This window comes from Burkholderia sp. FL-7-2-10-S1-D7, from assembly GCF_001524185.1.
GTDB classification, from domain to species: Bacteria; Pseudomonadota; Gammaproteobacteria; order Burkholderiales; family Burkholderiaceae; genus Burkholderia; species Burkholderia diffusa.
In genome coordinates, this window is record NZ_LOWY01000070.1 from 140,610 (window position 1) to 166,505 (window position 25,896).

Consider the following 25,896-nt stretch of genomic DNA (forward strand, 5'->3'; position numbering starts at 1 on the left):
ATGCAGGGTAATTGCGTATGCTGATAGGCCGATTACCGGATCGATAATGTCCTAATCTCTATGCAAGTGTGTAAAAACTTGAGAAAAGGCCGCAGCCGGTCAAAATGACGCGCGTGAATTGCAATTGGCCCCGGGATTTTCATGAATCTCGCTTCTCTCAAATCTTTTTTGTGCTAATCTCTGCCTTCAAAAATCCGAGGCACATATATTTCATGAATGGTGAGCTGGCAACAGACCGGCCCCATTGGTCAGATAGAAAGGGAAACTATGTCTTCTTACAAGGACCTGCTGGCCCAGCGGGAGAAGCTGGAGAAGCAAATCGAAGAAGCGAAGTCGCGTGAATACGCTGAAGTGCTGAATGACGTGAAGCAGAAAATTGCCGACTACGGCTTTTCGCTCGCCGAACTCGGTCTCAGCCGCGCGAAGGCAGGTAAGGTGGGCCGTCCGCGCGCAGGCGTGGCCGCGAAATACCGTGATCCGGAAACGGGCGCGACGTGGTCGGGCCGCGGCAAGCCGCCGCGCTGGATCGCTGGCAAGAACCGCGAACAGTTTGCGATTTAAGCGATCGTTTAAGTCGACGTTTAAAAAAAAGCCGCGCATCCGTCGAGGAGCGCGGCTTTTTGCATTCTGGCATCGGGCTGTATGCGTTTTGTCATGAAAATGTCAGGTGCCGGCGTGAATGAAAATGCAACCCGTTCGCATAAGCGATTGATTTGAATGGAAAATTTTGGGCTATCGGAATGCTGGGCGGACTTCGTTTGATAGAATTCCGTATCACAACCGATATCTAGCATTTCATGTCCACGTTTTCCGACGACGCGCATAGCGCAGATAAGCACGCGGTCGCACGCAAGAGCACCCTCGTTAGTATTGTGCTGAATGTGGTGCTTGCGACGTTTCAGATCGTCGTCGGCGTGGTTGCGCATTCGCAGGCATTGATTGCCGATGGCATCCATTCGATTTCCGATCTGATCTCGGATTTTGTCGTACTGGTGGCCAATCGCCATAGCGGTGCATCGCCGGATGCCGATCACAATTACGGACACAGCCGCTATGAGACCGTCGCGTCGCTGTTTCTCGGCGCGATCCTGATCGCCGTCGGCATCGGCATGCTCTGGCGCGCCGGCGACCGTCTCGTGAATCTCGAAAACATCCCGGCCGTCCATTTTTTCGCGTTGATCGTCGCGCTGACCGTGCTCGTGTCGAAAGAGGCGCTGTTCCGCTACATGCTGCGCGAGGCACGGCGTGTGCGTTCGGCGATGCTCGTCGCGAACGCGTGGCATGCGCGCTCGGACGCCGCTTCGTCGCTCGTCGTCGCGATCGGCATCGTCGGCAGTCTCGCCGGCGTGCGGCTGCTCGACCCGATCGCCGCGGCGATCGTCGGTTTCATGGTCGCGCGCATGGGCTGGACGTTCGGCTATGACGCGCTTCAGGACCTGTCGGATCGTGCACTCGACACCACCGACACGGCCGAGATCCGCGCGCTGCTCGAGGCGACGCCGGGCGTGCGCGACGTGCACGACCTGCGCACGCGCAAGATGGGCGATGCGGCGCTCGTCGACGCGCACATCCTTGTCGATCCGATGATCTCGGTCTCGGAAGGCCATTACATCGCGGAAACCGCACGTGCGCGCGTGCTGCGCGACCCGCGCGTGCTCGACGCGCTGATCCACGTCGATCCGGAGAACGACACGGCGCGCCGTCCGGCGCTCGCGCTGCCGCCGCGCGCCGAGATCGCGGCACGGCTCGAGGCCGCGCTCGCGCAACGCGGGCTGCATCCGGCCGCGATCAACCTGCACTATCTGAGCACGGGGCTCGAGATCGACGTGACGCTCGACGCCGGCGCAGGCGATACCGACGCGTCGCTGGCCGGCCGGCTCGACGTCGACGCGCTGAAGCGGCAGTTCGGCGCGCGTCGGATCGGCTTCACGCGCGGATTGCCCGCGCAGGCCTGAGCGGCGCCGGCGATCGTGGGCCCGCGCGTTACAGCGGCAGTTGCGTGTCGAACTTGATTTCGCGCAGCACGACGCTCGTGCGCACCTGCGACACGGCCGGAATCTTGAAGATCCGTTCGTGCAGGAAGACGTCGTAGGCCTTGATGTCGGGGGCAACGATCTTGAGGATGTAATCGGCCTCGCCGGTCGTGCTGTAACACTCGGTGACTTCCGGGCAGGTCGCGATCTCGCGCTCGAACTGCTCGACGCCGCCTTCGTTGTGGCGGGTCAGATGCACGTGCGCGAGCGCGCACACGTGCAGGCCGAGCTTCTCGCGATCGAGCAGCGCCGTGTAGCGCTGGATCACGCCCGACTGTTCCATGTCCTTGATGCGGCGCCAGCACGGCGTGCTCGACAGGCCGACCTGGTCGGAGATTTCCTGCACGGAACGGCGCGCGTCGAGTTGCAACAGGCGAAGGATTTTTTGCGAAAAGGAATCGAGCGTCACCTGCGCCTCCATGCGGCAGCCACAACACGCTGAATGTTAGAGGGCCGGGAAAGGAAAGGCAATCTGACGCGGCGCTGTTGAGCGAGATTCGCTAATTTGCTCGCGGATCCGTGGGATTTTGTCCCGCCCCCGCGTTTTCCGACCGATCGGTGTCCGACACGGCGAGGCCCGCGAGCGCGGCCTGCTGACGGCGCAGGTCGGCGAGCATGTTGCAGAACAGCGCGCCCTGCTCGATCGCGTCGTCGAGCGCGACGTGCGTGTGCGGGTGATCGTCGAACCAGTGCTTCGGAAAGCGCGGCTTGATCGCCTTGCGGTACGGCAGGCCCGTCATCGCGAACGCGAGCGTCTTGATGTCGAGCGCCGACCACGAGAACGGGCAGCGTCCCGCGAAGCGCATCATGTACCAGAACATGAACGTGAAGTCGAAACCGGCCGGCATCGCGACGAACACCGGCTTGCCGGGCAGCGCCTCGACCCACTCGACGTACGCGACCAGCGCCGCCTCGGGCGCCTGCAGGTCGCGCCGGCACGCGGCCCACGCTTCGGGCTCCGTCTTCCACCACGCTTCCTGCACCGGGTGGGCCTGCGCGCCGGGCAGCGTCTCGAGGTTCGCCGAGAACGTCGCGATCAACTGCTTGTCCTCGGTATAGGCGGCCGACGCGAAGCTCAGCATCGAGTGCGGGCCGGGAATCGGGCCGTCGGCCTCGACGTCGGTGCTGACGTAGATTTCGGGGATGGCGGTCTGGTTCATCCGAACACCTTGTCGGACACGAACGGATTCGTGCGGCGCTCGTCGCCGAAGGTCGACACGGGGCCGTGGCCCGGCACGAACGTCACGTCGTCGCCGAGCGGCCACAGCTTCTCCTTGATCGAACGCACGAGGTCCGCGTGGTTGCCACGCGGGAAATCGGTGCGCCCGATCGAGCCGGCGAACAGCACGTCGCCGACGATCGCGACGCGATGCGCGCGGCTGAAGAACACGACGTGGCCGGGCGTGTGGCCCGGGCAGTGATAGACCTCGAGCGTCTCGTCGCCGAACTGCACGGTGTCGCCGTCGTTCAGCCAGTGGTCCGGCTCGAACGCCTCGGCGGCCGGGAAGCCGAAGCGCTGGCTCTGCATCGGCAGTTGCTCGATCCAGAAGCGCTCGTCTTCCTGCGGTCCCACGATCGGCACGCCGTAGTGCGTCGCGAGCGCCTTCGCGCCCGCGCAGTGATCGACGTGCCCGTGCGTGAGCAGCACCTTCTCGACCTGCACGTTCTGCCGCGCGATCTCCTGTTCGATCCGTTCGATGTCGCCGCCGGGATCGACGACGGCGGCGCGGCCCGTCTTCTCGCAGACGAGCAGCGAGCAGTTCTGCTGGAACGGCGTGACCGGAATGAGCGTGACTTTCATGGAGACACCGGCGGCTAAAAGGAGCGATTGTACCGGTCGCGCGCGCTGCCCGCCCGCCCTGCGGTGCGGCGTCGGGTGCGCTGCTCCGGGCAATCCCGGAGCATGCCGATTGTTACAGCCATAGTGAGAATCAATGGTCCGGGAGGGGCGCTTTTCGAGCCGGGCTTTTGGTTTATGTATAATGCCGCCCATTGCGCGTGAATTTCACGCAATTCGCTGGTGTTTCGGCCCCGTTAAAAAAGGGGTGTCGGATTCACCGTCAAGCATCGACCGCCGGGGAGTCCGGCGGTGTATCCAGCACCGAGCATTCGGTGCTCACGTCTTGTCCGGCCGGGTGCTGCGCGCCCGTTCTGCGGCCCTGCTGCCGCGCCGCCGGATGAGGCCTGTGCCGCCGTTCCTGTGCGTTGGCCTTAGTCGACGCGCGCGAACGTGATAGCCATGTTCGATGGCGGCATGTGGGGTCTGGTCAGGCTGCCGGGGACAGGTTGCGCCAGACGTGAAAACTAATCAGGACGGTTGCGGCACAGACGAAAGCCGCGCCCATGCTAGCCGCCTGCTCGCTTGGCCGAGCGGGGCGTGCACGCATTTGCCGTCCGGGCCGCATATCTGCGTTGTTGAGCAGCGTTGTATCGGTGCGGCCCGAACCAGAAGGCGACACGTCGATGAACTTTCGTTTTCCGACTCGATTCGGGACCATTGCATTATTTTTTGCGCTGACGGGCTGTGCGGTGCCATCCAGCCAGACCACCGGCAGCGCTGACCAGAAGAACGCGGTCAACAAGACGGCCGCTGCCGCGAAAGCGGATGACGACAAGCAGCAACTGAATTTCGATTCCGCGCTGGCATCGATGCCGGCTGCCGACAGCAAGGACGCGAAGAAGTCGTCGCTGGCGGACGCCGAGCCGATCGACGGCAAGGACGTATCCGACTTCCGCCAGACGGGCCGGGCATCGTGGTATGGCCGGGATTTCCATGGCCGCCGCACCGCGAACGGCGAGCGTTTCAACATGAACGCGCTGACCGCCGCGCACCGCACGCTGCCGCTGTCGTCGTACATCAAGGTGACGAACGCGTCGAGCGGCAAGTGGGTCGTCGTGAAGGTCAACGATCGCGGGCCGTACAAGCGCGGCCGCGTGCTCGACCTGTCTTACGCGGCCGCCAAGATGATCGGCCTCGTGCATGCCGGCACTGGCCGGGTGAAGATCGAAGGGCTGTCGCCGCAGGAAGCGCGCGAGGCGCGCGACGAAATGCTCGCGTCGCTGTCGTCGAAGTAACGCGGCGGTTCGTCCGCACATGCAAAAGGGCTGCCTTCGGGCAGCCCTTTTTCGTTTCCGCGTGCCGGGCGGCGGGTGCCGCCCGCGCTCGCGCGTCAGCCTTCCTTCAGCGCCAGCGCGCGCGCATACAGCGCGTTGCGCGATGCGCCCGTCAGCGCGGCGGCGAGCTTCGCCGCGCTCTTCACCGGCACTTCTTCCAGCAGCAGCTTGAGCAGCGCGTCGTGCGCGGTGTCGTCGGCTTCGCCGACGTCGGCCGGCGCGCCTTCGACGACCAGGACGAACTCGCCGCGCTGCCGGTTCGCATCGCCGGCGAGCCAGCTCTGTCCTTCGGCCAGGGTGCCCTGGAACAGCTGCTCGTGTAGTTTGGTGAGCTCGCGTGCGATCAGCAGCCGGCGCGCCGGGCCGAATGCGTCGACGAGGGCGGCGACGGTGTCCGCGATCCGGTGCGGCGCTTCGTAGAACACCAGCGCGTACGGATGCCGCACGAGCGCCTGCAGCGCGCTCGCACGCTGCTTGGGCTTCGGCGGCAGGAAGCCCGCGAACGTGAACGCGCCGGCCCAGTCGCCCGCCACGCTCAGCGCGGTGACGGCCGCGCTCGCGCCCGGCAGCGGAATCACCGGGAAGCCCGCCGCGCGCACGGCGTCGACGAGCCGCGCGCCGGGGTCTGAAATACCGGGCGTGCCGGCGTCCGACACGTACGCGACGCGTTCGCCCGCGCGCAGCAGCTCGATCACGCGCAGCGCGGCTTCGCGCTCGTTGTGCTCGTGCACGGCGACGAGCGGTTTCGAGATGCCGTAGCGGGCCAGCAGCTGGCCCGTGTTGCGGGTGTCTTCGGCCGCGATGCGGTCGGCAAGGCCGAGCACGTGCAGCGCGCGCAGCGTGATGTCGGCGGTGTTGCCGATCGGCGTCGCGACCACGTAGAGCGCGGCGTCCGGGTAGTGCTGCGTGTGCGCGAGTTCGAGGAGGGCAGTCATGGCAGGCAATGCGCGCAATCGCGGCGCAGGCGGAACAAGGACGGCATTGTGCCACGCGGCGCCGGCCGCGCCCGGCAACACGCGCGGTTTGCCGACCGGCGGCGGCAACTTTTCCGGCACGGCGCGATCAAGATCGATTGGCGCGACGTTCGAGCAGCGTGCGCGGCAGTTCCTGGAGCGTCGCGGTCTCGCGTTCGTCGCGGCGAACGTGACCATGCGCGGCGGCGAACTCGACCTCGTGATGCGCACGCCCGACGGCACGCTCGTGTTCGTCGAGGTGCGCGCGCGGCGCAGCGCCCGGCATGGCGGCGCGGCCGCGAGCGTCGGCTTGCGCAAGCGGCGGCGTCTGGTCGCGGCCGCGCTCCATTTCTGGGCGCGGTACGGCGCGGGTGCCGCATGCCGTTTCGACGTCGTCGCGTTCGAGGCCGGGCGGCTCGAGTGGCTGCGCGATGCATTTCGTGCCGACGATGCGTAGCCGCGAGCTGTGACGAGATGTAAAGAGTTCTTGCCATACCCCCGGAGAGGGTGCCGGAGTGCGGTAAACTCGCCGCACCCATGACGTTGCGCGCTGCGTGCCATGCGCGCCCAGTTCACCAGGAATCGATGTCAGTCGAACGTATTCAGCAACATTTCCGCGACAGCGCCGCGCTTCACGCCGATGCGGCCGATGCGCTGTCGTTGCCGATCGCAGCCGCGGTCGACGCAATGTTCGCCGCGCTGGCGAACGGCAACAAGATCGTCGCATGCGGAGATGGCCCGTCGGCCGCCGCAGCGCACTACCTCGCCGTGTCGCTCGTCGGCGGTTTCGAGCGCGAGCGTCCGGGCCTTCCCGCGATTGCGCTGGCCACCGATGCGTCACAGGGCGGTCTCACGGGGGCAGTCGCCGCCGATCAGCTGTTCGCGCAGCAGGTGCGCGTGCTCGGGCAGACCGGCGACATCCTGCTGGTGCTCGACGCGAGCGGCGCATCGCCGCGCGTGCTGGCCGCGATCGACGAGGCGCACGAGCGCGAGATGACCGTCGTCGCGCTGACGGGCGGCGACGGCCATGCCGTCGCCGCCGCGCTGTCCGACACCGATATTCCGATCAGCGTGCCCGCCTCGCGTGCGGCACGCGTCCACGAAGTCCATCTGCTGACCATCCACTGCCTGTGCGACGGCATCGACGCGATGCTGCTGGGTGAGGATTGAACGAAGGAGAGCCGTCGATGAATCAAAGCCGCGTCAAACAGACGCTCGTCAGAACCACGTTGCTCGCCGCGCTGACGGCGGGCCTCGCGATGTCGCTGCAGGGCTGCGTGCTCGGCGTGCTTGGGGCGGCGGCCGGCGGCGGCGCGCTGATCGCGACCGATCGCCGTACGCTCGGCGCGCAGACGGAGGATCGCGAGATCCAGGTCAAGTCGCTCTCGCAAATCAACAACGGGCTGCCGGATCAGTCGCACGTGAACGTGACGGTGTTCAACCGCCGCGTGCTGCTGACGGGCGAAGTGCCGAACAACGCGTCGAAGCAGCGTGCGGAGGAAATCGTACGCGGCATCAACAACGTGAACGGCATCGTCAACGAGCTGTCGGTCGAGCCGTCGTCGTCGCTGTCGTCGCGCGCGAACGACTCGTACCTCGAAGGGCGCGTGAAGTCCCAGCTGATCGCGACGAAGGGGCTGTCGGCGAATTACTACAAGGTCGTCAGCGAGCGCGGCAACGTCTACCTGATGGGGCTCGTGACGGTCGACGAAGGCAATCGCGGCGCCGATGCAGCCAGCCAGGTGCCGGGCGTCGAGAAGGTCGTGAAGGTGTTCCAGTACATCCAGCCGCAGGACGCGCAGGCATTGCAGGCCGCGTCGCCGAGCGTGGCGTCCGGCACGCAGGCCGCTGCCGCGCCTGCGGATGCCGCGACGGTCGGTGCGGTGCCCGATGCGTCGGTCCAGTCCACGCCGCTGCAACCGCCGGCCCCGATCTCGAATTCGTCGAGCGTGCACCCGGGCAACCCGAAGGCAACGCCGCAATGAAGTCGACGCAAATGAAGATCAGGCAATGGATGGTGCAGGGCGCCGCAGCCGCGGCGCTCGCAGCCGGTGCGCTCGGCACGGCGCAGGCGGACGTCGGCGACGGCCTCAAGGTCGCGCGCGGCAACGCGTGCATGGGTTGCCACGCAGTGGACCGCAAGCTCGTCGGTCCGTCGTTCAAGGACATCGCCGCCCGCTACAAGTCCGATCCGCAGGCCGTCGCGAAGCTGTCGAAGAAGGTGAAGGACGGTGGCTCCGGCGTCTGGGGCGCGATTCCGATGCCGGCGCATCCGCGCATGAGCGACGCGGAGGTGCGTTCCGTGGTCGAATGGGTGCTGGCCGGCGCGCCGTCAAAGTGACGCGCCTGGGTGACGGAACCCCTATTGCCAAGCGCGGAAATGCGTGTGTATGATGGTGTGCTGTTGGGGCGGTAGCTCAGCTGGGAGAGCGTCGCGTTCGCAATGCGAAGGTCGGGAGTTCGATCCTCCTCCGCTCCACCAACGGAATTCGAAGGGTTCGGTCGCAAGACCGAACCCTTTTTGTTTTTTCGCGTGCCCGCCCCGCCGCCGTCACCCGCGCCCGAAACTCGGCCGCTTCGGATCGTACGTCCACCCCGGCACCAGATACCGCATCGCCACCGCATCGTCACGGGCCGTGCCGCCGACTTGCGTGTACAGCGCATGCGCAGCCTCGACCTGCGCCATGTCGAGTTCGATCCCGAGCCCAGGCCGCTCGGGCACGGCCACCTGGCCGCCGACGATCTCGAGCGGCTCGCGCGTGAGCCGCGCGTCGCCTTCCTGCCAGATCCAGTGCGTGTCGATCGCGGTGATCGTGCCGGGCGCCGCCGCGGCCGCATGCGTGAACATCGCCAGCGAAACGTCGAAGTGGTTGTTCGAGTGCGAACCCCACGTGAGTCCCCAGTCGCGGCACAGCTGCGCGAGCCGCACCGAACCCTGCATCGTCCAGAAGTGCGGATCGGCGAGCGGAATGTCGACCGCCTGCAGCCGCACCGCGTGATCCATCTGCCGCCAGTCCGTCGCGATCATGTTGGTCGCGGTCGGGATGCCGGTGGCGCGCCGGAATTCGGCCATCACCTCGCGGCCCGAGTAGCCGGCTTCCGGCCCGCACGGGTCCTCCGCATACGCGAGCAGATGACCTTGTCCGCGGCACAGCGCGACGGCTTCGTCGAGTGACCACGCGCCGTTCGGGTCGAGCGTCGCGCGCGCGTCGGGAAAGCGCGCCTTGATCGCCGCGATCGCCTCCATCTCGTCCGCGCCGGCCATCACACCGCCCTTCAGCTTGAAATCGACGAAGCCGTAGCGCTCGACCGCGGCCTCGGCCTGCCGCGCGATCGCGGCCGGCGTGAGCGCGGCTTCGTTGCGCAGACGGAACCACGGATCGGCCGCGTGCATCTCGTCGCGATACGGCAGGTCGGTGCGGCGCCGCTCGCCGATGTAGAACAGGTACGCGAGCATCGGCACCGCGTCGCGCTGCTGGCCATCGCCGAGCAGCGCGGCGACGGGCACGTCGAGATGCTGGCCGAGCAGGTCCAGCAGCGCGGCCTCGATCGCGGTGATCACGTTGTCGAGCCGCAGGTTGATCTCGTGCGGTTGGCGCAGCACGGCCGCCTCGCCGGCCGACGTCACCTCGTGCCGGATCGTGCGTCCCGCCCCCGCGCCGGTGCCGGACAGCGCCGCGCGCACCGCATTGAGCGTCGCCTGGTAACGCCCGATCGACTGGCCGACCACGAGATCGGTCATCCGTTCGAGCGCCTGGCGGATGCCTTCGCCGCCGGGCACTTCGCCCACACCAGTATGGCCGCTGCTGTCGTCGAGGATCACGAGGTTGCGCGTGAAATATGGCGCGTGCGCGCCGCACAGGTTCAGCAGCATGCTGTCGCGGCCGGCGACGGGGATCACCTGCATGCGCGTGACGCGCGGGGTGCCGGCACGGCTGGGTTCGGACATCGGTTCGCTCCTGGTTCCGGTGGCGTGCGGGCCGCTGGGCGCACCGGCGCAGCCCGCGCCGTTCATCATTGAAGCTCGACGCGGCGAATTTCGCCGACGACGAACAGGTAGCAGATCACGGCAACGAGCGCGTGCGCGACGACATACACGAGCGCGCCGTTGAACGAGCCGCTGCGGTCGACGATGTAGCCGATCGCGATCGGCGTCGTAATGCTGGAAAGATTGCCGCACGTATTGAGCAGCGCGCCGCTCAGGCCGGCGATCTGGCGCGGCGCGGTATCGGCGTTGACGGCCCAGCCGAGCGCGCCGAGCCCTTTGCCGAAGAACGACAGCGCCATGAACAGCACGACGAGCACGTGCGAATCGGTGTAGTTGCAGACGATCATCGACATCGACAGCAGCATGCCGATCACGATCGGCACCTTGCGCGCGACCGACAGCGACTGCCCCTGTTTGAGCAGCGCGTCGGACACGATGCCGCCGAGAATCCCGCCGAGGAACCCGCACACGGCCGGGATCGACGCGACGAGCCCCGCGTTGAGGATCGACATCCCGCGCGCCTGCACGAGATAGACGGGAAACCACGTGATGAAGAAGTAGGTGAGGGCGTTGATGCAATACTGCGCGACGTACACGCCGACGAGCATCCGGTTCCTCAGCAGCGCCTTCACGTGACGCATCGACGGGCCGCCGTCGCGCGCGCCGGTCGCCTGGTCGATGTTGACGAGCGCACCGCCTTCGGTGAGGTAGTCGAGCTCCGCGCCGTTGATGCGCGGGTGCGCCTTCGGGTCGTACATCGTGCGGTTCCACACCAGCACGAACGCGAAGCCGAGCACGCCCATCACCGCGAACACCGACTGCCAGCCGTACGCGTGCACGAGCCAGCCCATCAGCGGCGCGAACACGACGGTCGCCGCGTACTGAGCGGCGTTGAAGATCGCCGACGCGGTGCCGCGCTCCGCGGCCGGAAACCACGTGGACACGATCCGGCTGTTGGCCGGGAACGACGGCGCCTCGGCCGCGCCGACCAGGAAGCGCAATCCGAACAGCAGCGCGAACGCGGCCGCGCCGCCGACGAAGCCGATGCCGCCCTGAAGCAGCGTGAACAGCGACCAGAAGAAGATGCTGAACGCATAGACGATGCGCGAGCCGAAGCGGTCGAGCAGCCAGCCGCCCGGCAGTTGCGCGATCACGTACGACCAGCCGAACGCCGAGAAGATGAAGCCCATCTGCACATGGCTCAGGTGCATCGTGCGGGCAAGCGCCGGGCCCGCGATCGCGATCGCCGCGCGATCCGCGTAGTTGATCGTCGTGACCGCAAACAGCACGGTCAGCACGAGCCAGCGCACGCGGGTGCGCCGGGCCGTTGCCGACGCGGACGCCGGCAATGCGTGAAGCGGATTCATGACTGTCTCCTCCGAAGGGCGGAAGGTGCCGTCGTGCGGCTGCGCGTCGATGCGCGCGTTTTTTGTGGTGGCTTGCCGGCCGGAGGCCGGACGCCGATGCCCGGAGGCGGGGCGTCCGGATCATTCTGTCATGGCGAAAATTGCGCTTTCATGCCAATTGCTGACTTGATCGATTCAGGAATTGGATCGATCCGTGGCGTCGGCATGCCTATTTTTACCCGGGTGATATTGACAGCAAATTATACCCGGATAAAAATGGCGTCATTCCGATTCCTGCTCACGGGCAACCACGATGACTTTCTCCATGCTTCTCCCTTCCTACACGGCGTTCGACGGCCACCGGCGCGTCGCGTCGGGCCCGCTCGCGACGGTGGCGGTCGCGGTCCGTCAGGCGGCCGGCGATGCGATGTCCGGCACCATCGTGATCTTCGACGACGCGACCGGCCGCTCGATCGACCTCGACCTGCGCGGCACGGCGGACGATATTCGTGCGCGTTACGCGCCAGTGCCGGGCGAGGCATCCGCGCCCGCCGAGCCCGCCGGCGCGGCCGAACAACGCGGCCGCGGCCGTCCGAAGCTGGGCGTCGTCTCGCGCGAGGTCACGTTGCTGCCGCGTCACTGGGACTGGCTCGCCGCGCAGCCGGGCGGCGCGTCCGTCGCGCTGCGCAAGCTGGTCGAGGACGCGCGGCGCACGCACGCGGCGGCCGACCGGCGCCGCGACGCGCAGACGCGCGCGTACCACTTCATGTCCGCGATCGCGGGCGACCTGCCCGGATTCGAGGAGGCCGCGCGTGCGCTGTATGCGAACGACCTCGAGCGCATGACCGAACTGATTGCCGGCTGGCCGGACGACGTGCGCGACCATGCGCTCGCGCTGGCGCGCGGCGATTTGCCGCCGTCGACCGAAGACTGCTGACGGAGCAGACGACGCGATGACGACGTTCGATCTGAACCGCGGCGCGATCGCGCCGGTCGCCGACGAAGTCGACCTCGTCGACCTGCGCGTGACCGGCACGATCCCGCCCGAACTCGACGGCACGCTGCTGCGCAACGGCCCGAATCCGCCGGGCGGCCGTTTCGAGGGCAACGACGTGCTGTCGTGGTGGCCGGAAGCGGCGATGCTGCACGCGATCGCGTTCGAACGCGGCCGCGCGGCCGGCTACCGGAACCGCTGGGCGCGCACGCGCCGCTGGGCCGATGTGCACGCGCCGGAGCAGGCGCCGCACCTGCCCGACACGAATCCGAACGTGAACGTGCTGCAGCACGCCGGCGAATTGCTCGCGCTGGCGGAAGGCGGCGCGCCGCTCGCGATCACGACCTCGCTCGATACGCTCGGTGCGCCCGCGCGGCACACGGCGTTCGGCGGCGCGATGACCGCGCATCCGAAAGTCGATCCGGTGACGGGCGAACTGATCCTGTTTCGCGCAGACTGGCGCGCGCCGTGGCTGCGCTACGGTGTCGCGGATGCGCAGGGCGTGCAGCGCGTCGACCTCGCCGTCGACGTGCGTGCGCCGTCGATGATGCACGACCTCGCGATCACCGAAACCCGCAGCCTGCTGCTCGACCTGAACGTCGGCTACGACTTCGCGATGCTGAAGCAGGGGCACCGGATGCCGCTGCGCTGGCACGACGACCGCGACGCGCGGATCGGCGTGATGCCGCGCCACGGCGGCGACGTGCGCTGGTTCGGCATCGAGCCGTGCTTCATCCAGCACGTCGTGAATGCGTACGACTGCGATGCGTCGTGCATCGTGCTCGATGCGGTGCGCTATCCGTGGTTCCTGCGGCTCGACGCGCGCACGGCCCGTTTCGCCGACAACCCGGTCGGCGAGCTGTGGCGTTACGTGATCGATACCGCGAACGGGCTGATCGACGAAGGGCCGCTGGCCGACGGCGGCATCGAGCTGCCGCGCATCAACGAAAGCCGGACGGGGCGCCGCTACCGCTACCTGTATGCGGTCGAGCAGCCGAACAACGCCGAGATGCGCGGCGTGATGCGCTTCGACCACGTGCGCGGCACGACGACCCGCTACGCGGTGCCGGCCGGCGACCAGAACGGTGAGCCGGTGTTCGTGCCGCGCCCGGGCGGCACCGAGGAGGACGACGGCTGGCTGCTGGTGGTGGTCTACCGCGCGGCGACGGATACGAGCGACGTCGTGATCCTCGATGCGCGCGCGATCGACGCGGCGCCGGTCGCGACCGTGCACCTGCCGCGCCGCGTGCCGGCCGGGTTCCACGGCGCGTGGGTGCCGCGCGAGCGTCGGGCGTGAGCGGCCGCGCGCGTCACTGCGCGCGCAATGCGTCGACGATGTTCAGCCGCGCGGCACGCATCGCCGGCAGGAAGCCGCCGACGAGCCCCATCACGAGTGAGAACAGCAGCGTCTTCACGACGATCGCGGGCGTCAGCACGAAACGAAACGACAGGTCCGCGAAGGTCTGGAAGTTGGTCGTCGAGAACGACGCGAACTCCATCAGCGACGCGCACGCGAGCCCCGCGACGCCGCCGACGAAGCCGAGCAGCAGCGCCTCCAGCAGGAACGCGGCGAGCACGTTCATGCGCTTGAAGCCGAGCGCGCGCAGCGTGCCGATTTCGGCGGTGCGGTTCGCGACCGACGCATACATCGTGATCATCGCGCCGATCATCGCGGCGATCGAGAAGATCGTCGACAGCGTGATGCCCAGGATGTTGATGAAGGTCGACAACGCCTTCGACTGGTCGCCGTAAAACGTCTGCTCGCGTTTCGCTTCATCCGTCAGGCGCGGGTCGACGTCGATGTCGGCCTTGAAGCGCGCGAAGCCTTCGGCGCTCGGGATGCGCAGCACCATCGACGAATAGCTGGTGCGCCGGAACGACTGCATCAGCTGGTCGACGTCGCCCCAGATCTCCGAGTCGAAGCCGCTGCCGCCCGCGTCGAAGATGCCGACGATGGTCCAGTCGCGCTGCGCGAAATGCAGGCTGTCGCCGAGCTGCGTGCCGCTGAAGCCCTTCGCGATCGCGCTGCCGACGATGATCTCCGACGAGCCGGGCGTGAACATGCGGCCGGCGACGAGCTTCACGTGCGGGCGCAGCGCGAGGCCGGCCGGCGACACGCCGCGGATCACGACGTTCGACGGCTTGCCGGACGACGTCTTCACCAGCGAAATCAGCACGACCGCTTCCTTCGACACGAGCGGCCGGCCGTCGGGGCCGAGCGCGACGGCCGGGTGCATCTCGAGCGCGTTGGCCTGCTGGTGGTCGATCGCACTCTGAATCTCGGTTTCCGCGCCCTTGCGGATCACCACCGCGTTGTCCGGTTCGCCGGTCGACACGAGCGTCTGCGTGAGCCCCGCGTCGAGCATCTGCACCGTCGCGAACACGAAGATCACCAGCGCCATCCCGCCCGCGGTGAGCGCGGTGGTGAGCCGGCGGGTCCACAGGTTGCGCGCGATGTAGGTGAGTGGAATGGCCATGCGCTTATCCGATCGCCCGCAGGCCTTCGACCACGCGCACGCGCGCCGCCTGCCACGCGGGCACGAGCGCGGCCGCGAGGCCGACCGCGACCGAGCATGCGGCCTGCAGCGCCATCGTTTCGGCCGACACCTTGAATACCGGGAAGATGCCGCCCGCGGCCTGCTTGAAGAGGCTCGCGGCCGGCGGTGTCGCGAGCATCGCGAGCCCGCCGCCGACCACCGCGATCACGACCGATTCGCCGAACACGATCAGCGCGAGAAAGCCGGGGCCGAAGCCGAGCGCCTTCAGCGTCGCGTATTCGGCGGTGCGTTCGCGCGCGCTCATCGCCATCGCGTTGGCCATCACGGCCATGATGATCAGGATCACCACGTACGACACGACGCGGATCGCCGCGATGATCTGGTTCGACATCGCGACGAAGCCGAGCTGGAACGCCTGCTCGGTCTCGGTCAGCGTTTCGGCGAGCGAATTCTTGAACACCGCGTCGACGTTGCGCGCGATCGCGGCGCCGTCGTCCGGGTTCGCGACCCCGAGCACGAACACGCCGACCTGGTCGGCCTGCTTCGGCGTTCGCTTGCGCACCGTCTCGTTCAGGTAATCCCAGTGGAACACCAGCTGGCGCGTGATCGTCGAATCGTCGCGGCCGTCGAGAATGCCGCGCACGACGAAGTCCCACGTGCCCGGATAGATCGTGCCTTTCAGCGGAATCACGTCGCCGACCTTGAAGCCGAACTGCGTCGCGAGCTGGCGCCCGACGAGGCAGCCGCGGCGGTCGCGGTCGTAGTCGGCGCGCTGCTGCGCCGGGAGGATGAATTCCGGATACAGGTCGAGATAGTTCTCCGATACCGCGAAGCTCGCGAAGAAGTTCTTCGGGTCGCGGTAGATGCCGCCGAACCAGTTCGAGCGGACCACGGCCGTCACGCCGTCGACGCCGCGGATCCGGTTCTCGTAGCTGACCGGCAGCGGGAATACGAGCGAGATCGCGTTGCGCGTGACGAGCCGGCCGCTGGACGCGGCGGCCGCGCCTGCGTACCACGCGTCGACGACGGTGTGCAGCAGCCCGAACGCCAGCACCGCGATGGTCAATCCGAGCACGGTCAGCAGCGTGCGCAGCCGGTGCCGCAGCGCATTGCGCCCGATCAGCTTCAGCAGGTACATCGCGCGCGCTCCCGTCCGTCAGACGGCGTGCCCATCGATCAGCTCCCCTTTTTCCAGATGCACGAGCGAGCGCGCGGCGGCGGCGGCGTGCGCATCGTGGGTCACCATGATGATCGTCTTGCCGAGCTCGGCGTTCATCCGCTGCAGCATCGCGAGCACGTCGGTGGCCGATGCGCGGTCGAGGTCGCCGGTCGGCTCGTCGGCGACGATCAGCACCGGATCGGTGATCAACGCGCGCGCGATCGCGACGCGCTGCTGCTGGCCGCCCGACAGCTCGGACGGGTAATGGGTCGTCCGGTCGCCGAGATTCACCATGTCGAGCACCATCTCGACGCGCTCGCGCCGTTCGCGGCGCGACAGGTGCGTGAGCATCAGCGGCAGCTCGACGTTCTCGAATGCGGTGAGCACGGGCATCAGGTTGTAGAACTGGAAGATGAAGCCGACGTTCGCCGCACGCCATTCGGCCAGTTGCGCCTCCTCGAGCCGCGAGATGTCGAGGCCGCCCACGCGCAGCTCGCCGCTGTCGGGCCGGTCGATGCCGGCGACGAGATTGAGCAGCGTGCTCTTGCCGGAACCCGACGGCCCCATCAGCGCGACGAAGTCGCCTTCGCCGATGTCGAGCGTGATGTCGGTCAGCACCGGCACGACCTGGTTGCCGCGCCGGTACGACTTCGCGACGTGGCTGATCTCGACGAGCGGCGGCGAGGCGTCGTTCACGCGCGCCACGTTACTTCTTCGCGACGGCCACTTTCGCGCCGTCCTTCAGCTTCGCGCCCGGCGCGAGCACGACCGTGTCGCCCGGCTTCACGCCGCCGATCGCGACGAGTTCGCCGATCCGCGCGCCCTTGGTCACCGCCGTTGCATGCACGGTGTCGTCCTTCACGACGAACACGACCGGCCGGCCGTCGCGCTCGACCACCGCGCTCGCCTGCACGGCCGTCACCGGCTGCCGGTCCTGCGGCGACGCGGGCTTCGACAGGAACGCGATCTTCGCGCTCATGTCGGGCAGCACGCGCTCGTCGCGGTCGACGAAACGCACCTTCACGAGCACCGTCGCCTTCGACCGGTCGACGGTCGGCACGATGCGCGACACGCGCCCCGCGAAGCGCATGTCGGGCAGCGCGTCGAGCTGGATCTCGCACGGCTGCTCCGCGCGGATCTTCGCGATGTTCGATTCGGCGACGTCGGCCTCGACTTCGAGCGTGTCCATGTCGGCGATCGTCACGACCGCGCCCTTGCTGTCCGACGCGGACGAGAACGGCGTGATGTTGTCGCCGACGTTCGCGTGCTTTGCCAGCACGATGCCGTCGAATGGCGCGCGGATCACCGTCTGATCGACCGCGACCTGCGCGGCCTGCGCATTGGCCTCGGCGGACGCGATCGCGGCCTCGTCGCTGTTGAGCGATGCGCGCGCCTTGTTCACGCGGGCCGTGTCGATGTCGAGCTGTGCGGCCGGCACCGCGCCCTTCGGCGCGAGCGCGGCGGTGCGGCGCAGCGCGATCTCCGCGTCCTTCAGCTCCGCCTGAGCGACGCCGAGGTTGGCACGGGAGACTTGCGCCTGGGCGCGTGCCTGCGCCAGCGACGCTTCTACGTCGCTGCTTTCGAGCCGCGCGATGATCTCGTCCTTTTTCACGCGCGTGCCTTCGAGCACGCCGAGCCATTCGACGCGCCCCTGGCCTTTCGACGCGACCGCGGCCTTGCGCTGCGGCACGACGTAGCCGGTCGCGTTGAGCTGGGTGTCGTTCTGGTACGGGTAGGCGGACGTGACGGCGGTCGTGTCGACCGTCGGGCGGCCGGTGAGCGCCAGCACGGCAACGATCGCGACGATGACGAGCGCGGCGGCGACCGCATAGCGGACCCACCGGCGCCGGCGTGGCGCGGTTGCGACAGGACGCCGGTCGATTTTCAGTTTGTCCAGATTGTGATCGGGCAATTTGGGCGCCTCGCGACGGCGGCGGTCCGTGACCGGCCGCGTCCGGTTGGGACGGAAGGAGGCCAGTATAGCGTCGCCGCGGCGGGCGCGAGAGACGGTTTGTCGGACGATTGATACACGTCCCGCGGCGCATCGCGCGGGCCCGAAACCGGCGCCCCCGGGGAAACCCGAGGGATGCACGCCGCATGTCAACTCGTCGCGCGGGCGATGCGTTATGGACCCAGTGCGTCAGTATTTGTCGAGGCGAAAAGGCATGAGCCGACCCGCCCGGCGGCGACCGGCGATCCGGCGCGACTGATGTTCCGATGCGGATGCCTCGCATCTCTTACCGGTACGTTTGACTTTTTCTCCGCTAAAGGAAGAACAATGAAGAAGACGCTCGCTTCGATCATGACCGCAGCAATTGCTCTCGCATCGGTTTCGGCATTCGCACAGGAGTCGGCGTCGGCTCCGGCAGGCGCGATGGCACCTGCTTCCGCACCGATGAAGAAGGATCACACCAAGCCGAAGCACATGCTGAAGCACCACGGTTCGGCAAAGGGCAAGGCGAAGGCCGCAGCCGCTTCGGCCGCCGGCACGAACGACGCGGGCGCAGCGAACTAAGCGCGCTTCGTCGGCGCTGGCGCTGCCAGCGATCCGTCGCGAAACCCCGCACGCTTCGGCATGCGGGGTTTTGTTTTTTCAGGCGTCCGCCACGTCCGGAACGTCGGGGGCACCGGCCGGCGGCGCGCGCATCGCGTCGACCACGGCGCGCATCCGGCGCCAGTGCGATCCTTCCCAGAACACCCGCTGGCACACGTCGCACGCGGCAAAGCGCCGGTGCCGCTGCCGGACGCCGGCCGGCACGCGCGGCGCGGCGTCCGCCGCATCGAGCGCGTGCAGCGGCGCGTTGCAGCGCAGGCACAGCCGGAACGGCCACATGTGCGGCGCGAGGTCGAGCCGTGCGAACAGCTCGCGCAACTGCGCGTCCGGCTGCTGCGCGTGCAGGTAGCAGCCGCGTGCGACCGCGCGGCGCTTCAGCAGCTCGCGGTCGCGTGTCAGCACGATCCGGCCTTCGCGCGAGGCGAGCGCGACGAGTTCGTCGTCGCGGTAGTGGTTGTCGTAGCAGGTGTCGAAGCCGGCGAGGCGCAGCAGCTGCGCAAGGCCGCCGAGGTGCGCGTCGGCGACGAAGCGCCAGCGATCCGGTTGCGGCAGCGGGGATGCGGCCGACGGCTGCGCGCGCTCCGGATGGATGTCGACGCGGTCGCCGTCGCCGAGCGGCCGGTCGAGGGCGGACGGTGCGCCGTTCACGCAGAGCCGGCCGATTTCCGTATGCGGGACGCCGAGCGCCTCGATCGCATGTTTGACCGTCGCGTCGCGGGAAAAAGCGTGCGCGAACGCGCGCTCGCGCTGGGCGCGAGCGAGAAATGCGTTCAGTTCACCGTGGAAGCGGAAGATCGCGGTCGCCATCCGGGCAGTATCGCACCGCGTGCAGCCGGTCGCGGGGGCTGCAGGTCACCGCCATCTGTGTTTAACTCGACGCTTCACGAGTCGAAGGAGCGGGGAAATGGATCTCGGATTTATCGGGCTGGGCGAAATGGGGCAGGCGATCGCGACGAACCTGCTGAAGGCGGGGCATGCCGTGCGGGTCTGGAATCGGTCGCGCGAGCGCGCCGAGCCGCTCGCCGCGCTCGGCGCACAGATCGTCGCGACGCCTGCCGACGCGTTTCGCGGCGATGCCGTTTTCTCGATGCTCGCCGACGATGCCGCGGCGCGCGAAGTATTCGACGACGCGCTGCTCGCGCAGGCGCCGCGCGGCCTGATCCACGTGAACATGGCCACGGTGTCGGTCGCGCTCGCCGAGTCGCTCGCGCACGCGCATGCGTCGCGCGGCCTCGCGTACGTCGCCGCGCCCGTGATGGGGCGTCCGGACGTCGCGGCCGCCGCGCGCCTGACGATCATGGCCGGCGGCCCGGCCGAGGCAATCGACCGCGTGCAGCCGCTGTTCGACGCGATCGGCCAGAAGACCTGGCGCTTCGGCTCGCTGCCGCAGCACGCGAACGTCGCGAAGATCGCCGCGAATTTCACGCTCGCGTCGGCGATCGAGACGCTTGGCGAGGCGTCCGCGCTGCTCGGCGCGCACGGCGTCGCGATGCGCGACTTCCTCGACGTCATCACGAACAGCGTGTTTCCGGGGCCCGTCTACGAAGGCTATGGCGGGATGATCGCCGAGCGCAGCTACGAGCCCGCGCGTTTCAAGGCGCGCCTCGGGCTGAAGGACGTGCGGCTCGCGCTGCAGGCCGGCGACGCCGCGTCGGTCCCGCTGCCGGTGGCGAGCGTCGTGCGCGACAGCCTGCTCGATGCGCTCGCGCACGGCGGCGGCGAACAGGACTTCGCGGTGCTCGGCGAAGTTGCGCTGCGCCGCGCGGGCCGCTGAGCCGGCGCGGGACAGACACGCCGCGCGCGCGGCATAATCGACATTTCGTTTCTCTTTCGTTCGGGGTGGTCATGAACCTGCATACGTGGTGGCTTTTCGTGGCGACGGTGTTCGTCGTGTCGGCGATTCCGGGTCCGAACATGCTGCTCGTGATGACCCACGGCGCGCGGCACGGGCTGCGGCGTTCGGCGTGGACGATGGCCGGCTGTCTCACCGCGCTGGTGCTGATGCTGTCGGTGTCGGCGGCGGGCCTCGGTGCCGTGCTCGAGGCCTGGCCGGCGATGTTCAACACGTTGCGCTTTGCGGGCGCGGCCTACCTGATCTATCTCGGCGTGAAGGCGTGGCGCGCGCGCGTCGACGACGAACAGCCTGCCGCCGACGTCGAAACCGTGTCGCGCCAGGTCGCGTCGGCATCGCGCTCGGCGCTGTTCCGCAACGGTTTCCTGGTCGCGGGCAGCAACCCGAAGGCGATCCTGTTCGCGGCCGCGCTGCTGCCGCAGTTCATCAACGCATCCGAGTCGACGCTGCCGCAGTTCGGCATCCTCGTCGTCACGTTCGCGGTGATCGAGGTCAGCTGGTATCTCGTCTACGCGTCGTTCGGCACGCGCATCGGCGCGACGCTGAAGAGCCAGAGCGTCGCGAAGGTCTTCAACCGGCTGACGGGCGGCATCTTCGTCGGTTTCGGTGCGATGATGGCGCTGGTCCGTCACTGAATTAAGCCCGCGCGGTCCGCCGGACGCCCCGCACCTCGTCAGAGGGCGGGGCGTTTTCCTGTCCGGGCCCGCGTCACGCGCGCGGCCAGGCGGCGGCGGAGGCCCGGCGGCTCGCCGACAAGCTGAACGCCGCTGCCGCGCCTGCGAACGCGAAGCCGACGCCGCACACGGCGCTCCACCCGCCCCACGCCCATGCGCTGCCCGCGAGCGCCGCGCCGAGCGCCCCGCCGACGAAGAACAACCCGACGAACAGCCCGTTCAGACGCCCGCGCGCGGCCGGATTCAGCAGGTTGATTTCCCGGCGGCCGATCGTCTGGTCGACGATCACGCCCGCGTCGAGCAGCGCCGCGCCGCTGGCCAGCAGCGCCAGCGCGAGCCCGCGGTGCGCGTGCGCATCGAAGCCGAACCAGCCGGCGCCGGCGATGCCGAGCACGGTGAGCGCGGCGAGCATCGTCACGTGCGCGATGCGCTGCGCGGCCGGGCCGTGGCCGCGATCGCCGGCGAGGCCGGCCAACGGTGTGACGATCGCACCGCTTGCGCCGGCGAATGCGAACAGCGCGATTCCGTGCAGGTCGAGGCCGAACGGCGGCTGCGCGAGCCGCAGCCCGACGGCGGTCCAGAACGCGCTGAACGTGGCCATCGCGAGCGCGGCCGACAGCGCATGTCGGCGCAGCACCGGCTCGTCGGCCAGCAGGCGGCCCATCGACGCGAGCAGCGCGCGATAGCCGGCCGTCACCGGCGGTACGCGCGGCGGCAGGCGCCGCGCGAGCACCGCCGCGATCGACGCGTTCGCGAGCGCGGCCAGCGCGTAGAACGCACGCCAGCCGGCCGTGCCCGCGATCAGGCTGGCGAGTGGCCGCGACAGCAGGATGCCGAGCATCAATCCGCTCATCACGTTGCCGACTGCCCGCCCGCGCTGCGCTTCGGGCGCCATCGACGCGGCCATCGGCACCAGCATCTGGATCACGCTCGACGCGGCGCCCGCGGCCAGCGTCGCGAGCAGGAAGACGGTGCCGGACCGCGTGAACGCCGGCAGCGCGAGCGCGGTCGCGCACGCGACGAGCGTCGCCACGATCAGACGGCGGTTCTCGAGCAGGTCGACGAGCGGCACCAGCAGCACGAGGCCCGCTGCGTACCCGAGCTGCGGCAGCATCGCGACGAGGCCCGTGAGGCCGGGCGGCAGCTGCAGGTCAGCGCTGATCGTGCCGGTCAGCGGCTGCGCCGCGAACAGGTCCATCACGATCACGCCGACCGTCGCGGCGAAGAAGAGCGTCATGCCTGCACTGAGCACGGGCGGTGCGCCGCGCGCGGGGTGACCGGCGGGCGGGCAGGAATCGACAGGGCAGTTCATCGGAGGCCTCGGGTCTTGAGCGAAGGAAGTCCCATCGTAGGTGCCCGATGTTTATGCGACAATTGAAATATGTCTAACATGATTATGCGAGTTTGCTTTGAATACGCGTGATCTCCAGGCGTTCGTCGCGGTAGTCGACAGCGGGTCGATGGTCGCCGCCGCCGCGAAGCTCCATCTGACGCAACCGGGCCTCACGCGACGCGTGCAGAACCTCGAGACGCTGCTGGGCATGCCGCTGCTCGAGCGGCAGAGCAAGCCGCTGAAGCCCACGGCCGCCGGCCGCGACGTCTATGCGCTCGCGCGCAACGTGCTGGGTGCGGTCGACGAATTGATGGCGGCTGGCGCACCCGACAGCGAGCCGTCCGGCGAACTGCGCATCGGCGTGCCGCCGTTCCTGTCCGAGCTGGCACTCGAGCGGCCGATCGACCAGCTGCGCGACACGTTTCCGCGACTGACGCTGCGCGTGACGGCAGGCTGGTCGCCGGCGCTGGTGCAGGGCATCGAGCGCGGCACGCTCGATGTCGCGACGGTCATGGTGCCGACCAGCGCGGCGCTACCCGACACGCTGACGGCCACGCTGCTCGGCACGCAGCCGACCGTGCTCGTCGCCGCGCGCGACTTCCCGCTGCCGGACGGCCCTCTGTCGCTCGATGTGCTGTCGGGTTTTCCGTGGGTGCTGAGCCAGGACGGCTGCGGGATGCGTTCGGCGCTGAGCCGTGCGCTCGGCGCGGCCGGGCTGCCGTTCGACGTCGCGGTCGAGGCGTTCGGTTCGGAGTTGCAGTTGTCGCTCGTCGCGCGCGGTGCGGGCATCGGGATCGCGTCGCCGAATGCGCTGGCGCGCAGTGCGCATCGCGATGCACTGAGGGTGGTGGAAACGGCAGGGTTGGAGACGCGGATCAACGTGTGGATCGTGCACGGTGCGTTGCCGGGCCGCCTGACACGGCCGGTCGCGCTGCTGCGCGATGCGCTGGGAGCGGTGCTCGACCGGGAGAATGAGAAGGGGTCGGATGCGAACTAACGCGCTAGAGTACGCATTCGAGGGAAAATCCTGATTTTCTCTACGGAAATGTTGCAATGCGGAAATCAATTCGCTATAGTTACACCTGTCTCCTCCATGTCTCCTCTGATATGGATTCAGCCCGCCTCTTAGGCGGGCTTTTTTTTGCCCGCGTTTTTTGCACGGGCCATCCATTCGTCCTCTGTCCGTCCTCCGTTGTCGGCGTCAGAACTTGTAGGTCATCCCGACATAGCTGATGATCGGGTCGGCCTTCAGGTCCGATTTCGACTCGGCGAGCACCGTGCCGTCGGCCGCCTTGATCGTCACCGTCGACGTCGTCTTCAGCGGGATGTAGGTCACCGACGCGATCAGCCCGAAATGCTCCGTCATGTTGTACTGCAGGCCCGCGTTGAACACCGGCTGCCACGACGACGACGCCTTCGCCTCCACCGATGTCGTACCCGGCTTGCCCGCGCCCGCCGCGAGAATCGCGCCGAGGTTGTCCTGCGTCTGCTTGATGAAGTTCGTGTTGAGCTGCAGGTCGCTGAACCAGTTGTACGACACGCCGAGGCCGAGGAACGGCCGGAACTTCGCGGTCGCCTGCCCGAAGTAGTACTGCAGCAGCACGGCCGGGCTCCACTGCCGCACGCTCTTCACGATCGGGTTCACCGACGCCAGCCCGATGTTCTGCGTGCCGAGCGCGCCGGCCGGGCCGGGCGGCTTGATCGTGCCCTGGCCCGACACCTTGAACACCGGCGGCACGCCGGCCACCGACGTGACCGCGATGTGGTCGGTCAGGAAGTGGCTGACCGTCAGGCCGACGGTGTCGGCACCGCTCGTGCGCAGCCCGGTGCCCGGCGACGTGAACGACGGCGGCAGCCGCAGCGGCGTGTTGATCGGCGTCGGCGCGACGTTGGTCGTCATCGGCGTGCTGCTTTGCTGCGGCATCACGTGGAACCAGCCCAGCGTGACGACGTTGCTGCCGGCGCTCTGCGCGTGCGCCGCGAGCGGCGCCAGGGTGGCGGCGCCGGCCGCCGCGCAAAGAAGGGTCCTCTTCATCACGGCTTGCCTCCGCTTACTGGACGAACGCGCCGATCGTGAAATACGGCGTCGAACCCGCGTTGTCGAGGAAACCGAACACGCCACCCGTGAAGATGAACTTGCCGGTCGGCGACGTGCTGCCCGAACCCGTGTGGATCGTCGTGACCGTGCCCGGCACCGTCTGCGTGTAGTCCAGGTCGAGCGCGGTCGCGAGCGATGCCTGCGACGGCTGGAACGGATCGAGCAGCGTGGCCTGGTTGTTGATCAGCGCGGTGGTCCGGTAGTCGAACTGGCTGTCGACGCCGATGTATTCGCCGTTCTGCGAGCCGGCCGCGATCGCGGTCTGCGGCGAGAGGATCGAGATGCTCGATTCGTCGTCGGCGGTCAGGCCCGGCACGCCGTTGTTGTCGGGCGTCGGGTTCGGGTTCGCGACGCCCGTGCGCACGAGGATCGGCACCAGCTGGTTGCGCAGCTTGCCGACGATCATGAAGCCCTTGCCCTGCGGCGTCGCCGACAGCGTCGGCTTCAGCTGGCTCTGGTAGTTGTTGCTCTGGAACGCGCCGCTGCCGTCGGCCGACTGCACGAAGTTCGTGCCCTGCTGCATGCACGCGCCGCCGGCGAACTGGCCGGTCGTGTCGCACTTGGTCCACGTGCCGTCCGCGTTGATCGTTACCTTGGCGTCGATCGACGCCGGCGCGAATTTCTGCGACGGCACTTCGCCGAAGCCGATGTGGCTGTAAGTGCCCGCGACCTTCGTGATGTCGGTTTCGATCGACGAGAAGCCGATGAACGGGTAGTACGGGAATTTCGTGTCGGGCACCGCGGCCTGGCCGAGCACGCCGTCGAACTGGATTTCCTTGCCTGGAATCGTGCCGCCCGCCACGCCGAAGCCGACGAAGATGCGCGCCGGGCGCGACGCATCGAGGCTCGCGCCATTCAGCCGGAACGCGCACTGGTTCAGCTTGTTGGTCGGCAGCAGCGTTTCCTGCGTGAGCGTGCCGCTGTCGACGGTGCCCGCGCGGGTCGGCGTGACGGTGCCGGTCTTTTGCGGAACCGCCGATTCGACATAGGTGACCTGCCAGGTCATCTTGGTCGTATCGAGCTGGACCTTGGCCAGTTCGCCGCTGCCCGCGCCGCCGGTAAACACGGTGCTGTAGTCGAGCGTCGCGGGGCAGAGCCGGTCTTCGACGAGCGGGGGCGGATTGTCGCTGCCGCCACCACATGCGGAAAGAAGGGGGGCGGCAAGGGCCGCCGCCAGAACGAGGTTGCGCTTCATGTTGCTCCTCCAGATTTGTCTTGTCAGGCGGCCGGCTCCCTGTCGACCGCTTCTGTTGCTTGTGCTTGTGCTCGTGCTGCCTGCGCCGTGCCGGGGCGCCGTCTT

The 25,896-nt window shown here is 68.1% G+C and carries 27 protein-coding genes and 1 tRNA gene; 14 read left to right on the top strand and 14 right to left on the bottom strand.

Annotated features, from left to right (window positions below; translation table 11 throughout):
- Positions 1-267: 267 nt before the first annotated feature.
- The gene (locus WS75_RS21195) at positions 268-561 is read left to right on the top strand and encodes an H-NS histone family protein (RefSeq protein ID WP_006491875.1); all 294 of its coding nucleotides are present in this window, start codon (positions 268-270) and stop codon (positions 559-561) included.
- Positions 562-797: 236 nt separating this feature from the next.
- On the top strand, positions 798-1,955 hold the full coding sequence (locus WS75_RS21200; protein ID WP_059682837.1) for a cation diffusion facilitator family transporter: 1,158 nt from the start codon (positions 798-800) through the stop codon (positions 1,953-1,955).
- A gap of 28 nt (positions 1,956-1,983) precedes the next feature.
- On the opposite strand, the gene WS75_RS21205 is transcribed toward WS75_RS21200, so the two are convergent.
- The 3 genes from WS75_RS21205 to WS75_RS21215 all read right to left on the bottom strand — a co-directional run bounded on the left by WS75_RS21205 (position 1,984) and on the right by WS75_RS21215 (position 3,834).
- On the bottom strand, positions 1,984-2,454 hold the full coding sequence (locus tag WS75_RS21205) for an Lrp/AsnC family transcriptional regulator (RefSeq protein WP_006477376.1): 471 nt from the start codon (positions 2,452-2,454) through the stop codon (positions 1,984-1,986).
- A 79-nt stretch (positions 2,455-2,533) separates the two neighbouring features.
- Positions 2,534-3,193 (bottom strand): hypothetical protein, encoded by a 660-nt coding sequence (locus WS75_RS21210; protein ID WP_059601885.1) that lies wholly within the window; start codon positions 3,191-3,193, stop codon positions 2,534-2,536.
- Positions 3,190-3,834, bottom strand: coding sequence for an MBL fold metallo-hydrolase (locus WS75_RS21215; protein WP_059452652.1), 645 nt, complete (start codon positions 3,832-3,834; stop codon positions 3,190-3,192). The genes WS75_RS21210 and WS75_RS21215 overlap by 4 nt, the downstream gene beginning before the upstream one ends.
- A gap of 662 nt (positions 3,835-4,496) precedes the next feature.
- Between WS75_RS21215 and WS75_RS21220 the strand changes: the two genes are divergently transcribed.
- The gene (locus tag WS75_RS21220; protein WP_059682839.1) at positions 4,497-5,108 is read left to right on the top strand and encodes a septal ring lytic transglycosylase RlpA family protein; all 612 of its coding nucleotides are present in this window, start codon (positions 4,497-4,499) and stop codon (positions 5,106-5,108) included.
- A 95-nt stretch (positions 5,109-5,203) separates the two neighbouring features.
- Here the strand turns inward: WS75_RS21220 and rsmI are convergent, their stop codons facing one another.
- On the bottom strand, positions 5,204-6,082 hold the full coding sequence (gene rsmI, locus WS75_RS21225) for a 16S rRNA (cytidine(1402)-2'-O)-methyltransferase (protein WP_059682841.1): 879 nt from the start codon (positions 6,080-6,082) through the stop codon (positions 5,204-5,206).
- Between the two features lie 46 nt (positions 6,083-6,128).
- On the opposite strand from rsmI, the gene WS75_RS21230 reads away from it, so the two are divergent.
- The 5 genes from WS75_RS21230 (at position 6,129) to WS75_RS21250 (ending at position 8,582) form a co-directional block, all read left to right on the top strand.
- A complete protein-coding gene (locus tag WS75_RS21230) occupies positions 6,129-6,557 on the top strand; it encodes a YraN family protein (protein WP_179948934.1) in 429 nt (142 codons plus the stop codon).
- Between the two features lie 128 nt (positions 6,558-6,685).
- Positions 6,686-7,270: an SIS domain-containing protein gene (locus tag WS75_RS21235; protein ID WP_059682845.1), complete on the top strand. Its 585-nt coding sequence runs from the start codon at positions 6,686-6,688 to the stop codon at positions 7,268-7,270.
- 17 nt (positions 7,271-7,287) lie between these two features.
- Entirely contained in the window at positions 7,288-8,085 is a 798-nt protein-coding gene (locus WS75_RS21240) for a BON domain-containing protein (RefSeq protein WP_059682917.1), read from the top strand.
- Positions 8,082-8,441 (top strand): c-type cytochrome, encoded by a 360-nt coding sequence (locus WS75_RS21245; protein WP_059682847.1) that lies wholly within the window; start codon positions 8,082-8,084, stop codon positions 8,439-8,441. Before WS75_RS21240 ends, WS75_RS21245 begins: the two co-directional genes overlap by 4 nt.
- A 65-nt stretch (positions 8,442-8,506) precedes the next feature.
- Positions 8,507-8,582, top strand: a tRNA-Ala gene (locus WS75_RS21250).
- 69 nt (positions 8,583-8,651) lie between these two features.
- Here WS75_RS21250 and WS75_RS21255 read toward each other — a convergent pair.
- Together WS75_RS21255 and WS75_RS21260 are read right to left on the bottom strand one after the other, a co-directional pair.
- Positions 8,652-10,049, bottom strand: coding sequence for an enolase C-terminal domain-like protein (locus WS75_RS21255; RefSeq protein ID WP_059682919.1), 1,398 nt, complete (start codon positions 10,047-10,049; stop codon positions 8,652-8,654).
- Between the two features lie 65 nt (positions 10,050-10,114).
- Entirely contained in the window at positions 10,115-11,455 is a 1,341-nt protein-coding gene (locus tag WS75_RS21260) for an MFS transporter (protein ID WP_059682849.1), read from the bottom strand.
- 292 nt (positions 11,456-11,747) lie between these two features.
- Here WS75_RS21260 and WS75_RS21265 point away from each other — a divergent pair, with 292 nt between their 5' ends.
- Positions 11,748-12,371, top strand: coding sequence for a DUF2239 family protein (locus WS75_RS21265; RefSeq protein WP_059682851.1), 624 nt, complete (start codon positions 11,748-11,750; stop codon positions 12,369-12,371).
- A gap of 16 nt (positions 12,372-12,387) precedes the next feature.
- The gene (locus tag WS75_RS21270; RefSeq protein ID WP_059682854.1) at positions 12,388-13,725 is read left to right on the top strand and encodes a carotenoid oxygenase family protein; all 1,338 of its coding nucleotides are present in this window, start codon (positions 12,388-12,390) and stop codon (positions 13,723-13,725) included.
- A gap of 13 nt (positions 13,726-13,738) precedes the next feature.
- Here WS75_RS21270 and WS75_RS21275 read toward each other — a convergent pair whose 3' ends face one another.
- Genes WS75_RS21275 through WS75_RS21290 form a run of 4 tightly spaced genes read right to left on the bottom strand, consistent with a single transcriptional unit; the run spans position 13,739 to position 17,997 of the window.
- Positions 13,739-14,905: an ABC transporter permease gene (locus tag WS75_RS21275; RefSeq protein ID WP_059682857.1), complete on the bottom strand. Its 1,167-nt coding sequence runs from the start codon at positions 14,903-14,905 to the stop codon at positions 13,739-13,741.
- A 4-nt stretch (positions 14,906-14,909) separates the two neighbouring features.
- A complete protein-coding gene (locus WS75_RS21280) occupies positions 14,910-16,064 on the bottom strand; it encodes an ABC transporter permease (RefSeq protein ID WP_059682859.1) in 1,155 nt (384 codons plus the stop codon).
- An 18-nt stretch (positions 16,065-16,082) separates the two neighbouring features.
- A complete protein-coding gene (locus WS75_RS21285; RefSeq protein ID WP_059682921.1) occupies positions 16,083-16,781 on the bottom strand; it encodes an ABC transporter ATP-binding protein in 699 nt (232 codons plus the stop codon).
- A 10-nt stretch (positions 16,782-16,791) separates the two neighbouring features.
- Positions 16,792-17,997: an efflux RND transporter periplasmic adaptor subunit gene (locus WS75_RS21290; protein ID WP_059682861.1), complete on the bottom strand. Its 1,206-nt coding sequence runs from the start codon at positions 17,995-17,997 to the stop codon at positions 16,792-16,794.
- 207 nt (positions 17,998-18,204) lie between these two features.
- On the opposite strand from WS75_RS21290, the gene WS75_RS34680 reads away from it, so the two are divergent.
- Entirely contained in the window at positions 18,205-18,600 is a 396-nt protein-coding gene (locus WS75_RS34680; RefSeq protein ID WP_257129427.1) for a hypothetical protein, read from the top strand.
- Positions 18,601-18,678: 78 nt separating this feature from the next.
- Here the strand turns inward: WS75_RS34680 and WS75_RS21300 are convergent, their stop codons facing one another.
- A complete protein-coding gene (locus WS75_RS21300) occupies positions 18,679-19,446 on the bottom strand; it encodes a Mut7-C RNAse domain-containing protein (protein ID WP_059682867.1) in 768 nt (255 codons plus the stop codon).
- 19 nt (positions 19,447-19,465) lie between these two features.
- On the opposite strand from WS75_RS21300, the gene WS75_RS21305 reads away from it, so the two are divergent.
- Positions 19,466-20,413, top strand: a complete 948-nt coding sequence (locus WS75_RS21305) for an NAD(P)-dependent oxidoreductase (protein WP_257129428.1) — start codon at positions 19,466-19,468, stop codon at positions 20,411-20,413.
- Positions 20,414-20,484: 71 nt separating this feature from the next.
- Complete coding sequence (locus tag WS75_RS21310; RefSeq protein ID WP_059682871.1) at positions 20,485-21,126, top strand: LysE family translocator; 642 nt, start codon at positions 20,485-20,487, stop codon at positions 21,124-21,126.
- 73 nt (positions 21,127-21,199) lie between these two features.
- On the opposite strand, the gene WS75_RS21315 is transcribed toward WS75_RS21310, so the two are convergent.
- Positions 21,200-22,477: an MFS transporter gene (locus WS75_RS21315; RefSeq protein WP_059682873.1), complete on the bottom strand. Its 1,278-nt coding sequence runs from the start codon at positions 22,475-22,477 to the stop codon at positions 21,200-21,202.
- Positions 22,478-22,574: 97 nt separating this feature from the next.
- Here WS75_RS21315 and WS75_RS21320 point away from each other — a divergent pair, with 97 nt between their 5' ends.
- Positions 22,575-23,495 carry a LysR family transcriptional regulator gene (locus WS75_RS21320; protein ID WP_059607769.1) on the top strand — a complete coding sequence of 307 codons (921 nt, stop codon included), beginning with the start codon at positions 22,575-22,577 and terminating at the stop codon, positions 23,493-23,495.
- A gap of 204 nt (positions 23,496-23,699) precedes the next feature.
- Here the strand turns inward: WS75_RS21320 and WS75_RS21325 are convergent, their stop codons facing one another.
- Positions 23,700-24,533 carry an OmpW/AlkL family protein gene (locus WS75_RS21325; protein ID WP_059682875.1) on the bottom strand — a complete coding sequence of 278 codons (834 nt, stop codon included), beginning with the start codon at positions 24,531-24,533 and terminating at the stop codon, positions 23,700-23,702.
- 16 nt (positions 24,534-24,549) lie between these two features.
- Complete coding sequence (locus tag WS75_RS21330; protein ID WP_059682877.1) at positions 24,550-25,791, bottom strand: DUF2957 domain-containing protein; 1,242 nt, start codon at positions 25,789-25,791, stop codon at positions 24,550-24,552.
- Positions 25,792-25,896 lie beyond the last annotated feature (105 nt).